Source organism: Streptomyces sp. NPDC018610, assembly GCF_044391765.1.
Classification (GTDB): Bacteria; Actinomycetota; Actinomycetes; order Streptomycetales; family Streptomycetaceae; genus Streptomyces.
Genome location: NZ_JBISAL010000001.1, coordinates 865086 through 878012 on the forward strand (window position 1 = coordinate 865086; position 12927 = coordinate 878012).

Annotated in this window: 9 protein-coding genes; 5 read left to right on the top strand and 4 right to left on the bottom strand. The window is 73.7% G+C overall.

The genetic code is table 11. The annotated features are described in order from the left end of the window. Positions 1–108: 108 nt before the first annotated feature. Together ACH5A8_RS03860 and ACH5A8_RS03865 are read left to right on the top strand one after the other, a co-directional pair. Entirely contained in the window at positions 109–1512 is a 1404-nt protein-coding gene (locus ACH5A8_RS03860; RefSeq protein WP_398997583.1) for an amino acid permease, read from the top strand. Positions 1513–1962: 450 nt separating this feature from the next. Further along, a complete protein-coding gene (locus tag ACH5A8_RS03865; protein ID WP_398997584.1) occupies positions 1963–2160 on the top strand; it encodes a hypothetical protein in 198 nt (65 codons plus the stop codon). A 99-nt stretch (positions 2161–2259) separates the two neighbouring features. Here the strand turns inward: ACH5A8_RS03865 and ACH5A8_RS03870 are convergent, their stop codons facing one another. Further along, positions 2260–2931 carry a DsbA family protein gene (locus tag ACH5A8_RS03870; RefSeq protein WP_398997586.1) on the bottom strand — a complete coding sequence of 224 codons (672 nt, stop codon included), beginning with the start codon at positions 2929–2931 and terminating at the stop codon, positions 2260–2262. Positions 2932–3067: 136 nt separating this feature from the next. Between ACH5A8_RS03870 and pepN the strand changes: the two genes are divergently transcribed. Then, positions 3068–5677 carry an aminopeptidase N gene (gene pepN / locus ACH5A8_RS03875; protein ID WP_398997588.1) on the top strand — a complete coding sequence of 870 codons (2610 nt, stop codon included), beginning with the start codon at positions 3068–3070 and terminating at the stop codon, positions 5675–5677. A gap of 208 nt (positions 5678–5885) precedes the next feature. After that, on the top strand, positions 5886–6935 hold the full coding sequence (locus tag ACH5A8_RS03880; protein ID WP_398997589.1) for a hypothetical protein: 1050 nt from the start codon (positions 5886–5888) through the stop codon (positions 6933–6935). 159 nt (positions 6936–7094) lie between these two features. On the opposite strand, the gene ACH5A8_RS03885 is transcribed toward ACH5A8_RS03880, so the two are convergent. Then, positions 7095–7553, bottom strand: coding sequence for an NUDIX hydrolase (locus tag ACH5A8_RS03885; protein ID WP_398997591.1), 459 nt, complete (start codon positions 7551–7553; stop codon positions 7095–7097). 420 nt (positions 7554–7973) lie between these two features. Between ACH5A8_RS03885 and ACH5A8_RS03890 the strand changes: the two genes are divergently transcribed. Continuing rightward, the gene (locus ACH5A8_RS03890; protein ID WP_398997593.1) at positions 7974–11276 is read left to right on the top strand and encodes a S8 family serine peptidase; all 3303 of its coding nucleotides are present in this window, start codon (positions 7974–7976) and stop codon (positions 11274–11276) included. A gap of 57 nt (positions 11277–11333) precedes the next feature. On the opposite strand, the gene ACH5A8_RS03895 is transcribed toward ACH5A8_RS03890, so the two are convergent. Beyond that, positions 11334–12242, bottom strand: coding sequence for a hypothetical protein (locus ACH5A8_RS03895; protein ID WP_398997594.1), 909 nt, complete (start codon positions 12240–12242; stop codon positions 11334–11336). A 1-nt stretch (position 12243) separates the two neighbouring features. Continuing rightward, a complete protein-coding gene (locus ACH5A8_RS03900) occupies positions 12244–12780 on the bottom strand; it encodes an RNA polymerase sigma factor (protein WP_398997597.1) in 537 nt (178 codons plus the stop codon). Between the last annotated feature and the right edge of the window lie 147 nt (positions 12781–12927).

Genomic DNA, 12927 nt, shown 5'->3' on the forward strand with positions numbered 1-12927 from the left:
GCGCGCAGGGCGCGTCCGGATAATGGGCGGCCCGTCCCTCTGAGCGGACGGGCCGCCCACACTGTGGGCACTCTTGCCCCGCCCCCCACACCCCGGACGAGCGCGCCCATGCCAAGCAGCCCCACCCGCACCAGCACCGGCACCGCCGCCGGGACGCCCTCCGAGACGGGCGGCGTCCCCCTCTCCCACGGACTCAAGCAGCGCCATCTGTCGATGATCGCCCTCGGCGGGGTGATCGGCGCGGGTCTCTTCGTCGGCTCCGGCGCGGGCATCGCCGCCGCCGGCCCCTCGATCGTCGTCGCCTACGCCCTCTCCGGCGTCCTCGTGATGCTGGTGATGCGGATGCTGGGCGAGATGTCGGCCGCCCATCCGTCGTCGGGCTCCTTCTCCGCGCACGCCGAGCGGGCGTTCGGGCCGTGGGCCGGCTTCACGGCGGGCTGGTCGTTCTGGGTGCTGCTGTGCACGGCGGTGGGCCTGGAGGGCATGGGCGCCGCGAAGATCGTCACCGGCTGGCTGCCGGGCACACCCGAGTGGATGTGGGTGGCGCTGTTCATGGTGGTGTTCTGCGGCACCAACCTCGCGGCGGTGAAGAACTTCGGCGAGTTCGAGTTCTGGTTCGCGGCCCTGAAGGTCGGCGCGATCACCCTGTTCCTGGTGCTGGGCGTCCTCGCGGTCGCCGGCGTCCTGCCCGGCACCGACTCCCCCGGCGCCTCGCACCTCACCGACTTCCTCCCGCACGGCGGGCAGGGCCTGATCGTCGGCCTGCTCGCCTCGGTCTTCGCCTACGGCGGCCTGGAGACGGTCACCATCGCGGCGGCCGAGTCCGAGGACCCGGTCAAGGGCGTGGCGAGCGCGGTGCGCACCGCGATGTGGCGCATCGCCCTGTTCTACGTCGGCTCCATGGCGGTCATCGTCACCCTCGTCCCCTGGGACTCCCCCGAGGTCGTCGCCAAGGGCCCCTACGTCGCCGCCCTGGACCACCTGGGCATCCCGGGCGCCGGCCCGCTGATGAACGTGGTGGTGTTCGTCGCGCTGCTGAGCGCGATGAACGCCAACATCTACGGCTCCTCGCGGATCGCGTACTCGCTGGTCGGGCGCGGTCAGGGACCCCGGGCGCTGGCGCGGGTGTCCGGCGGGGTGCCGCGGGTGGCGGTGCTGGTGTCGAGCCTCTTCGGGTTCGGGTGCGTGCTGCTCAGCTACTGGCGGCCCGACGACGTCTTCCCCTGGCTGCTGAACATGATCGGAGCGGTGATCCTGGTCGTCTGGATCTTCATCGCCGCCTCGCAGCTGAGGCTGCGGCGCCGGCTGGAGCGGGAGACGCCGGAGAGGCTGGTGGTGCGGATGTGGGCGTTCCCGTGGCTCACCTGGGTGGCCCTGGCCGGGATGGCGGCGGTCTTCGTGCTGATGGCGCGGGAGGCCGACACGCGGGTGCAGCTGTACTCGACGGGCGCGATGACGCTCGTCCTGGCGGTGGTCGGCTACGCCTGGCAGCGCGGGCGCGCCAGGAGCTGACCCAGGTCGTCAGGGTCTCGCAAACGGTCCGGAAGGCCCCCGCGTACTGCACGCGGGGGCCTTCGCGGCGTCCGGGCCCGTGCGCCTCACGCCGGGGTCTTCGTGGCGTCCGGGTGCGTGCGGGCCGGCCGGTCTGTCCGCGGCGTCCGGACGCGTGCGGGCCGGCCTGCCCGCGGGCGGGCGCGCGGCTGTCCGGGTGCGTGCGGCGGCCTTGCCCGCACCCGCCCTGTTGTTGCTAACCTGTAGTTGCAAGTCATTCGCAATAAAGCGACCGTCCGCGCCCCCACCGGCGCGCCCGGAGCGTCCCGCCTCGTGATCGTCTTCTCACCCTTCACGCGGGCGGGCGGAAAGAAGGAGACCCCCGCGAGGACCTGACTCGCGGGGGTCATCCCGTTCTCGCGCGCCGTCGGCGCGGATGCCGCCGGCGTCGTACGCGCCTACTCTCGGGCCATGGTGTTCAAGCGGTGCCCGAACTGCGGTGGGCCCATGCAGCCGTTCCGCTCCCTCACCGACGCCGAGAAGGCGCACGTGCGCGGCGCGAGGACCGGCTTCCCGCCGGAGGCGTACATCCGCTGCGCCCGCCCGGGGTGCCGCCGCTACCAGCGTCGCCTCAAGTGGGACGACGGCGGCGACCTCCCCGAGAACTAGGGCCTCTCGTTCGGATCACGCCGGGCTCGCGGGCCCTGGCCCCGCTCCCTGCCCGGCCTGATCCAGACGAAAGACCCCAGGGCGGCGGCAGGCCGTCTCCTAGAGGTTGCTGAAGTCCGGCCCCGCCGTCCGGGTGCGCTTGATCTCGTAGAAGCCGGGGACCGACGCGACGGCGACCGTGCCGTCCCAGAGGCGGGCCGCCTCCTCGCCCTTGGGGGCCGGGGTGACGACCGGGCCGAAGAAGGCGATCTGCTCGCCGTCGGCGCCCGGGAGCGCGATGACCGGCGTGCCGACCTCCTGGCCGACCTTCTCGATGCCCTCCTTGTGGGAGGCGCGCAGCTCGGCGTCGAACTCGAAGTCCTCCTGGTCGGCGTAGTCGATCAGGTCGGCGGGCAGGCCCGCGTCCGCCAGCGCGCCCGCGATGGCCTCGCGGGTGGGTCCCTCGCCCTGGTTGTGGAAGCGGGTGCCGAGCGCCGTGTAGAGCGGGCCGAGGACGTCCTCGCCGTGCTTCTGCCAGGCCGCGGTCACCACGCGGACCGGCGCCCACGCCTTGGTGGTCAGCAGCTCCCGGTACTCCTCGGGCAGGGTGTCGAGCTTGGGCTCGTTGAGCACCGCCAGGCTCATGATGTGCCAGCGGACCTCGATGTCCCGCACCTTCTCGACCTCCAGCACCCACCGGGAGGTCATCCAGGCCCACGGGCACAGCGGGTCGAACCAGAAGTCGACGGGCGTCTTCCCGGCGGCGGTCGTGGCGGAGGCGTTCTCGGACATGGCTCTCCTCGGTATCGGGTCTTTGAACGGGCAACGCCGATCGTCTCCCGGGGCATTCCCTGATGCCGCCCGTCAGGGCCGCATGGCAGGATCGGTGCTGTCCGCATCCTGAACACGACACGAGGGAGTGCCGTCCGTGCCCGGAGAGAATCTGTCCCGCGACGAGGCCCGGGAGCGGGCCGCTCTGCTGTCCGTCGACGGGTACGAGGTGTCCCTCGACCTGCGGTCGGCGGTCGGCGGGCAGGAGGGCGACGGGCCGCGCACCTTCCGGTCCGTCACCACCATCCGCTTCCGCTGCAACGAGCCGGGCGCGACGAGCTTCGCGGACCTGGTCGCCCCCGCCGTCACCGCCGTCTCGCTCAACGGCCGCGACCTCGACCCCGGTGAGGTCTTCGACGGCTCCCGGATCCTCCTGGAGGACCTGGCCGCCGACAACGAGCTGGTCGTGGACGCCCGGTGCGCCTACTCGCGCACCGGCGAGGGCATGCACCGCTTCGTCGACCCGGAGGACGGCGAGGTCTACCTCTACACGCAGTACGAGCCGGCCGACTCCCGCCGGGTCTTCGCGGGCTTCGAGCAGCCCGACCTCAAGGCCCCCTTCCGGTTCGAGGTGCGGGCGCCCGAGGGCTGGACGGTGTGGAGCAACGGCGCCGGCGAGCAGCACGACGGGGTGTGGCGGTTCGCGGAGACGAAGCCGATCTCGACCTACATCACCTGTGTGGTGGCGGGGCCGTACCACTACGTCACCGACACCTACGAGCGGGAGCTGGCGGACGGGACGCGGCTGGAGATCCCGCTCGGCGCGCTGTGCCGCAAGGGGCTGGCCCGGCACTTCGACGCCGACGACGTCTTCCTGATCACCAAGCAGGGCCTGGACTTCTTCCACGAGCACTTCGACTACCCGTACCCGTTCGGCAAGTACGACCAGGCGTTCGTGCCGGAGTACAACCTCGGCGCGATGGAGAACCCGGGCCTGGTGACCTTCCGCGAGGAGTACATCTTCCGCGGCAAGGTGACGCAGGCGTCCTACGAGGCGCGGGCCAACGTCATCCTGCACGAGATGGCGCACATGTGGTTCGGCGACCTGGTCACCATGGTGTGGTGGGACGACCTGTGGCTGAAGGAGTCCTTCGCGGACTTCATGGGCACCTTCGCCAACGTCGGCGCGACCCGCTTCCAGGACGCCTGGATCACCTTCGCCAACCGCCGCAAAGCGTGGGCCTACCGGGCCGACCAGTTGCCCTCCACGCACCCGATCACCGCGGACATCCGCGACCTCCAGGACGCCAAGCTCAACTTCGACGGCATCACCTACGCCAAGGGCGCCAGCGTGCTCAAGCAACTGGTGGCCTACGTCGGCCAGGACGCGTTCCTGGAGGGCGCGCGCCGCTACTTCAAGCGGCACGCGTACGGCAACACGCGCCTGGGCGACCTGCTGGCGGTGCTGGGCGAGACCAGCGGCCGGGACATGGGCGCGTGGGCGCGGTCCTGGCTCCAGACGGCGGGCGTCAACTCGCTGACCCCGCAGGTGCTGCTGGACGCCGAGGGCCGCATCGACGAGCTGGCGGTGGTGCAGGAGGCCGCCGCGTCCGCTGTGTCCGACCATGCGGCTCCGCCGCGTGGCGAGCTGCGCCCGCACCGGGTCGCGGTGGGCCTGTACCGGCGCTCGCAGGTCGGCGCGCTGGAGCGGTACGCGCGCGCCGAGGTGGACGTGGACGGCGCCCGTACGGTGGTCGGCGAGCTGGCCGGCCAGGACGCGCCGGAACTGGTGCTGGTCAACGACGACGACCTCACCTTCTGCAAGATCCGCTTCGACGAGACCTCGCTGGCCACGCTGCGCGAGCACCTCGGCGCGCTGACCGATCCGCTGGCCCGGGCGCTGTGCTGGTCGGCGCTGTGGAACCTGACCCGGGACGCGCTGCTGCCGGCGCGGGAGTTCGTCGACCTGGTGCTGCGGTTCGCGGGCCGCGAGTCCGACATCGGCGTGCTGCAGATGCTGCACGCCTGGGCCCAGTCGGCGCTGGTGCACTACGTCGCGCCGAAGTGGCGCGCGGCGGCGGGCACGGCGCTCGCGCAGGGCGCGCTGGCCGAGCTGCGGCAGGCCGAACCGGGCAGCGAGCACCAGCTCGCGTGGGCGCGGTTCTTCGCCGCCGCGGCCTCCGCGCCGGCCGATCTGGACCTGCTGCGCGGGCTGCTGGACGGCGCCGAGGAGATCGCCGGGCTGGACGTCGACCAGGAGCTGCGGTGGGCGTTCCTGGAGCCGCTGGCGGCCCACGGCGCGGCGGACGAGAAGGTGCTCGCCGCCGAGCTCGCCCGTGACGACACGGCCTCCGGCAAGCGCCACCAGGTGCGCTGCCTGGCCGCGCGGCCCTCGGCCGCGGTGAAGGCGCAGGCGTGGGCGCAGGTGGTGGAGTCGGACGCGCTGTCGAACGCGCTGGTGGAGGCGACGATCGCGGGCTTCGAGCGGCCCTCGCAGCGGGAGCTGCTCGCGCCGTACGCCCAGAAGTACTTCGCGGCGATCGAGCGGGTGTGGGGCGAGCGGTCGATCCAGATCGGGATGGACGTGGTGCGGGGACTGTTCCCGGCGCTTCAGGACTCGCCCGACACGCTGGCGGCGACCGACGCGTGGCTCGCCGAGCACGAGGACGCCGCCCCGGCCCTGCGCCGGCTGGTGCTGGAGGCCCGCGACGACCTGGCGCGGGCGCTGCGCGGCCAGGAATGCGACGCGGCGGTGGGCGCGGCGTGAGCCCCGGCCTCCGCCCCGACCTGTCCTTTGGCCAAAGGTCGGGCGTGGAGTAACTGTTACAAGATGCCCCGTAACCCCTGGTCCGTGCCGCACGGACCAGGGGTTCTCGGCATCCGAACACCCGTCCTTTAGTGCCGCCTTGTCCGGCTTTGTCGACGGACGTGTAACAGCGGTTAGCGGGCGGTGCGGGTGCGGGAAGCTCCCCGGCATGAACCACAACACCCCGCTCTCCCCCCGCCCCCTGAGCCACCTGGCCGAGACGCACCGCAGGGTCCTGACCACCGCTCAACTGCGCGCCCACGGCGTGTCGGCGGCCGAGACGAACGAGCAGTGCCGTGCCGGCGGGCCCTGGCAGCAGTACCTGCCGGGCGTGTTCCTGCTCCACCCGGGCCCGCCGACCAGTGAGGAACGCCTGCACGCGGTCCTCATGTACGCGGCACGCGGGCCGGCGCCGAAGGCGGCGCCCGGCGTGCCGGCGCAGCCCACCGCCCAGCGGCCGCACCGTCCGGTGCCCACGGACGTGATGATCACCGGTCTGGCCGCGCTGACCCTGCACGGCTTCGCCGCCGCGCCTGCGCTGCCCGCGCTGGAGAAGATCGACGTCCTGGTGCCGCGACTGCGCCGGCTGCGTTCGGCGGGCTCCGCCCGGATCCGGCGGACGGCCGAGCTGCCGGTGCCCGAGGTGGTCACCGGCCTGCCGGTGGCCCCGGTGCCGCGCGCCCTGGCGGACGCGGTGGCCGGCCTGCGGGACGCGGCCACGGTGCAGCGGCTGCTGACGGAGGCGGTGCGCGGCGGGCACTGCGAGCCGGCCGCGGTGGTCCGCGAGCTGAACGAGGCGCGCCTGCTGAACCGGCCGCACGTGGTGGACGCGGTGGACTCGCTGCTGGCGGAGGGCCGGGCGATCGCCGAGGACCGGCTGTACCGGATGGTCGCCGAGCACGGCCTGCCCGACCCGGTGTGGAACGTGGACCTCAGGCTGCCGGGCGGCCCGCACCTGGGCGGCCTGGACGCGTACTGGCCCGGGGAGGCGGTCGCGCTGGAGCTGGACACCCGCGCGCCGCGCCAGAACGACGACGCGCTGTGGACGGAGTACGCCCGCAAGCGCGAGCTCCTGGAGCGACTCGGCATCACGGTCGTCCACGTCACCCCGAGGAAGCTGCGCGACGCGCCGGAGCAGCAGGCGACGGTGGTCCGCACCGCCCTGATGGCGGCGGCCGACCGCGATCCGGCGGTGTACGTGGTGGTGCTGCCCCGGTAGGGGCCGGGGGGGGAGACGGGACACCGCGGGGGGCGGGACCGTCAGGAGGGGAGCGGAGGGGCCGCCGGGATCGCACCCGGCGGCCCCTCCGCACACGTGCGCGCCGCCCCTCGGACCGCACCGCACATCCGCGGCTCCGCGCCGCCCCGGCCGGCGGGACTACGCTCCCTCTCCCGGCAGCCGGCCCACCCCCGGACGTTCGCGCCACAGGCGCAGGCCCACGTCGACCAGTTCGACGCGCTGGAGGTCGGGGACCGTCTCCAGGGGGTGCCAGGCGGCCAGGTCGGTGGAGCCGTCCGTCTCGTTGCGCAGTTCGCCGCCGGTGACCCGGCCCTCGTAGACGATGCGCAGGCCGTGGAAGTCGGCCTGGGCCCCGAGCGGGCGCGGGTAGGTGCGGCGGATCGAGTCCAGGCCCAGCAGGCTCACCGGCTCGACCGCGTAGCCGGTCTCCTCCTCGGCCTCGCGGACCACGGTGTCGTAGGGGTCCTCGCCGTGTTCCATGCCGCCGCCGGGCAGGGTCCAGCGGCGCGCGCCGTCCCGCGCCACCCACCGGGCCAGCAGCATCTGTCCGTCCCGTACACACACGGCGTAGGCCGCCACCCGCAACTCCTCACGCATGAGGAGACGTTACGGCAGTCGCGGGCCCGCCGGCGGGCGTTCGGGCGGAGCCCGGCGCGGCGACCGCCCGGTGATCCGCCCGGGCGCCCCCGACCCGTGCGCGCCGCGCCGCCTCGACGGCGGGTCGAGGAACGGTCGGCGCGCCGGCGGCGCGGGGCGGCGCCCGGCGACAGTGCGCAGGCGGTCCGCCACCGGGCGTTCCCAACCGCCGCAACTGCGTGCGGTATCAGCGGTTTCAGGGTGGTGTGTCCCCGGTGACGCATGGCGGAAGTACGCCATGCGTCCATCCCGCCACGGTCAACTCTCCACAAACATCTTTCCCTTGGGTAAAGCTGAGCGATCGTCCGGCTCCGCAATCCGGACGCCAGTGATCGAATTCGATCGCGACTCGCCTGGTTCCTTTATCTGCAAGGGATGCCGATGACCTCCGACTCCCCGCGCGCCCCCGGCGCGAGACGCCTGGCCCGCATCGCCGTGGCCGCCGGCGTGGTGGCCGCGCTCTCCGCGGCCGGGCCGATACCCCTGGCCGTCGCCGCGCAGGGCGACGGCCCCGCCCCGTCCGACCCGGCCGTCAAGTCGGCGAGCGCCAAGCTCGGTCCGGACGACGCCGACCTGCTCGCCACCGCCAAGGCCGACGGCACGAAGAACGTCACGATGATGATCGCGACCGCTCCGGGCCGGACCGAGCAGGTCGCCCAGCAGCTCGACGCGGTCAAGGGCGGCTCCGTGGGCCGCACCTACGACGCGCTCGGCTACGTCCGCGCCACCGTGCCGACCGTGAAGGCGGACTCGGTGATCGCCGCCGCCGAGAAGCTGTCCTCCGTGCACGCCATCGACCTGCGGCAGGAGATACAGCTCGACGACCCGACACCGGCCGGGGACACCGCGAAGGGCGCGAGCGGCAAGAAGAGCGCCGCCTACCCCGCACCGGGCAGGAACACCCCCGCGGAGAACCCCTACAACCCGTCCTTCGAGACGGGCGCCGTCGACTTCGTGAAGCAGAACCCGAAGGCGGACGGCCGCGGCGTCACCATCGGCATCCTCGACTCGGGCGTCGACCTCAGCCACCCGGCGCTGCAGAGGACCACCACCGGCGAGCGCAAGATCGTCGACTGGGTGACCGCGACGGACCCGATCCTCGACGGCGACGCCACCTGGCGCCCGATGGTCACCGCCGTCTCCGGGCCGGAGTTCGGCTACGGCGGCCAGACCTGGAAGGCCCCGGCGGGCTCGTACCAGATCAGCACCTTCAAGGAGTCCGCTACCGCCGGCGGCGACGCCAAGGGCGACGCCAACCGCGACGGCGACACCACCGACTCCTGGGGCGTCCTCTACGACGCGGCGGCCGGCACGGTCCGCGTCGACCTGAACGACAACCACGACTTCACCGACGACACCCCGATGAAGCCGTACGGTCAGGACCACCAGATCGGCTGGTTCGGCACCGACGACCCGAAGACCGACGTCGCCGAGCGGCAGCCGTTCGTCGTGCAGATCCGCAAGGACGTGCCGATGGACCCCTACGGCGGCTCCTGGATCGGCCAGAAGGCCGACTTCGTCAACATCGGCGTCATCGAGTCCGAGCACGGCACCCACGTCGCCGGCATCACCGCCGCCAACGGCCTGTTCGGCGGCAGGATGAGCGGCGCGGCCCCCGGCGCCAAGATCGTCTCCTCGCGCGCCTGCACCTGGACCGGCGGCTGCACCAACGTCGCGCTCACCGAGGGCATGATCGACCTCGTCGCCAACCGCGGCGTGGACATCGTCAACATGTCCATCGGCGGCCTGCCGGCGCTCAACGACGGCAACAACGCGCGCGCCGAGCTCTACACCCGCCTCATCGACACCTACGGCGTCCAGCTGGTCATCTCCGCGGGCAACTCGGGCCCCGGCGCCAACACCATCGGCGACCCCGGCCTGGCCGACAAGGTCATCTCGGTCGGCGCGTCCGTCTCCAAGGAGACCTGGGCCGCCGACTACGGCTCCGAGGTCAAGACCAAGTACGCGATGATGCCGTTCTCCTCCGCCGGACCGCGCGAGGACGGCGGGTTCACGCCGACGCTGACCGCGCCCGGCGCGGCGATCAACACCACCCAGACCTGGCTGCCGGGCTCCCCGGTCGCCGAGGCGGGCTACTCCCTGCCGGCCGGCTACTCGATGCTCCAGGGCACCTCGATGGCCTCCCCGCAGGCCGCCGGCGCCTCCGCGCTGCTGCTGAGCGCGGCCAAGCAGAAGGGCGTCGACCTCACCCCGGCCGTCCTGCGCACCGCGCTCACCTCGACCGCCGACCACATCAAGGGCGTGCAGGCCTACCAGGAGGGCGCGGGCCTGATCAACGTCGTGGACGCCTGGAAGTCGATCCGCAAGGGCGCCTCGGCGCACGACTACACGGTCAAGGCCCCGGTCGACACCGCGATCGACTACGCGCTGAAGACCCCCGGCTTCGGCACCGGCCTCTACGACCGCGAGGGCGGCCTGAAGGCCGGCCAGAGCAGGACGTACGATCTCACGCTGACCCGTACGTCCGGCCCGGACAAGGCGGTCCGGCACGAGCTGCACTTCGAGAACAACACGGAGGGCACCTTCAAGGTCGTCGGCTCCGACGAGGTCGAGCTGCCGCTGAACCAGCCGGTGACCGTCAAGGTCCGCGCCACCCCGAAGTCGGCCGGCCTCAAGAGCGCGATCCTCGAACTCGACGACCCGAGGACCGAGGGCGTCGACCGGCAGATCCTCACCACGGTCGTGGTCGCCGCTCCGGTGCACTACACCTACACGGACTCCGGCAGCGTGCAGCGCAACAGCACGAAGTCGTACTTCGTGACCGTGCCCGAGGGCGCCAAGTCGCTGGAGGTGGCCATCGGCGGGCTGAAGGGCGAGAGCCAGACCCGGTTCATCGCCATCCACCCGTACGGCGTCCCGGTCGACAACACCTCGACCCCGTACTGCTACCCGCACTACCTGGACGGCAACGGCTGCCGGCCCGACGTGCGCTCCTACGCCGACCCGCAGGCCGGCGTGTGGGAGATCGAGGTCGAGGCGCGTCGCACCTCGCCGCTGCTCGACAACCCCTACAAGCTGGACGTCACCGTGCTCGGCGCGGCGTTCGACCCGGCGACCGTGACCGTCCCCGAGGCGAAGGTCGGCGCGCCGGCCACCGCCTCCTGGAAGGTGACCAACACCTACGCGGCCCTGGACGGCAAGCTCGTCGGCGGACCGCTCGGCTCCGCGAAGTCGGCCCGGCCCACCGTCAAGGCCGGTGAGAAGCAGACCACGACGGTGACCGTGCCCGAGGGCGCCCAGTCGCTGGACGTCGCGATCGGCGGCGTCTCCGACAAGTCGGCCGACCTGGACCTGACGGTCTACGACGCCAAGGGCGCGCGGGTCGCGCAGTCCGCCGACGGCGACTCGGAGGAGGCGGTCTCGATCGCCAAGCCCGCCGCAGGCGTCTACACGATCGAGGTCGCCGCCTACTCGGTGCCGTCCGGCTCGACCGAGTACGACTACCGGGACGTGTTCTTCTCCGCCGCGCTCGGCGCCGTCACGGTCGACGACGCGACGCCGGTGAAGCTGGGCACGGGCGGCACGGCCACGGTGACCGGCAAGGTCACGGCGGCCGCCGCCGCGCCCGAGGGACGCGAGTTCTTCGGCCAGGTGCAGCTGGTGAACGCGCGCGGCACGGTCGCGGGCCTCGGCAGCGTGCGGATCGAGAAGGTCGTGCGGTGACGCACACCGTGTGAGGGGAGGCGGGCGTCCGGTGGGCGCCCGCCTCTTCGCGTCGCGTCACCCGCAGCCGGTGGCGCGGGACTCGGGCAGCGCGCGGGCGACGCGCTCCCGTTCCGGGGCGACGGCCCGCTCGCCGACGAGCCAGGTTCCCGCCTCTCCGGCGCGGCGCGGGACGCCCACGAGCACGTGGTCGCCCGCGCCGAGGCCGAGGGGGCCGGTCAGGGTGACCACGGCCTCCTTCACCGGCGGGTCCGCCTTGTAGACGCGGGTCACGCGCAGGGTGACCCGCGCCTCGCCGGCGCCGGTCACCGGGGCCGCCCTCGTCACATCGCCCTCCACGACGAGACGGGCGCAGGCGAGGTAGCCGGGGTCGGCGAGCACCGCCGTCCCCGCGGCCCCCTCGTCGCCGGCCGGCCCGCTCCCGTCCGCCCCGCTCCCGTCCGCCCCGCCGGGACGCGCCTCGGCGGCGCTCGCCTTGTCGGCGCTGCCGCCCGCACCGTCGCCCGCGCCGCCCTGGACGGCGAGCCACCCGAACCCCAGCGCGACGGAGGCCACACCGGCGGCGACCAGCCCGCGCAGGGCCACGACCCGCGCACGGCGCGATCCGCCGGACCGCCGGGACGGCCGTGCGGGACCGCCCGGGGCGGGGCGTGTCCGAGCCGGCCGCCTGCCCGGCACGGGCACCGCATCGGATGCCGCTCCCGCGCCGGGTCCCGACTCCGGCGCCGGTCCCGAGGCGGCGGCCCGCGCCGAGGCCGCGACCGGTCCCGCCGCCCGGCCGGGCGCCTCTTCCGTCAAGGCGTCCGCCAAGAGGTGCAGCTGCTCGCGCAGGAGCGTGAGGTCGGCGCGGGCAGCGCGGTACTCGGCCAAGTACTCGGCGTCGCGGGGAGCGGCCCGCGGCGGTTCGCCGAGGAGGGCGGCCAGCAGCGGGTCGACGCCGTCGTGGGGCTCGGGTCCGGCCGTCACGTCACACCACCTCGTTCTCGTGCAGCCGGGTCCGCAGCGCGCGGACGGCGGTGTGCAGCCGGCTCTTGACCGTGCCCTCCGGCACGCCGAGCTGCTCGGCGATGTCCCGCACCGGCAGGTCGGCGTAGAAGCGCAGGACCAGGACCTGGCGCTGCGGGCCGGGCAGCTCGTCCAGGCCCTGTGCGACGGCGAGGGAGAGCAGCCGGGCGTCCTCGCCCCCGGCGGCGTGCTCGGGCGGACGCTGGGCGGCCAGGCGCTCCCCCAGCCGGTCCTGGCGGCTGCGGGCACGGTGCCAGTCCATGGCGAGGTTGGAGGCGACGACCGCCGCCCAGGCGGAGACGTCCCGCGGCGCCTCCCGGCCGCTCGCGGCCCGCTCCAGCAGCCGCAGGCGGACCTGCTGCACCCCGTCCGGCAGGTCCGCCCGCGGTACGCCGCCGAGCGCGAGCACCGCCCGCACCCGGCGTTCCTGCGCCGCGTCCAGCGGATCGTCGCCGCCGTGGTCCGCCTCCCGGTCACGGCGTGCCCTTCCGCGCAGCACGAGCCCTCCCCTCCCCCGCGTCACTCCTACGACGCGGCGGCCGTGCGGAACGTTCGGCGCCGGCGGCGGGAATTTCCGGGGGCGCCTCGCCGCTGGGCGGACGGGGGCGGCCGGCGCGGGCGGAGGCGTACGTCACATCGTCGTATG

Excerpts from the sequence above, each read along its gene's own strand:
- ACH5A8_RS03890 (WP_398997593.1), top strand. The coding sequence starts at position 7,974 with ATGACCTCCGACTCCCCGCGCGCCCCCGGCGCGAGACGCCTGGCCCGC.
- ACH5A8_RS03870 (WP_398997586.1), bottom strand. The coding sequence starts at position 2,931 with ATGTCCGAGAACGCCTCCGCCACGACCGCCGCCGGGAAGACGCCCGTC.
- ACH5A8_RS03865 (WP_398997584.1), top strand. The coding sequence starts at position 1,963 with ATGGTGTTCAAGCGGTGCCCGAACTGCGGTGGGCCCATGCAGCCGTTC.
- ACH5A8_RS03880 (WP_398997589.1), top strand. The coding sequence starts at position 5,886 with ATGAACCACAACACCCCGCTCTCCCCCCGCCCCCTGAGCCACCTGGCC.
- ACH5A8_RS03860 (WP_398997583.1), top strand. The coding sequence starts at position 109 with ATGCCAAGCAGCCCCACCCGCACCAGCACCGGCACCGCCGCCGGGACG.
- ACH5A8_RS03885 (WP_398997591.1), bottom strand. The coding sequence starts at position 7,553 with ATGCGTGAGGAGTTGCGGGTGGCGGCCTACGCCGTGTGTGTACGGGAC.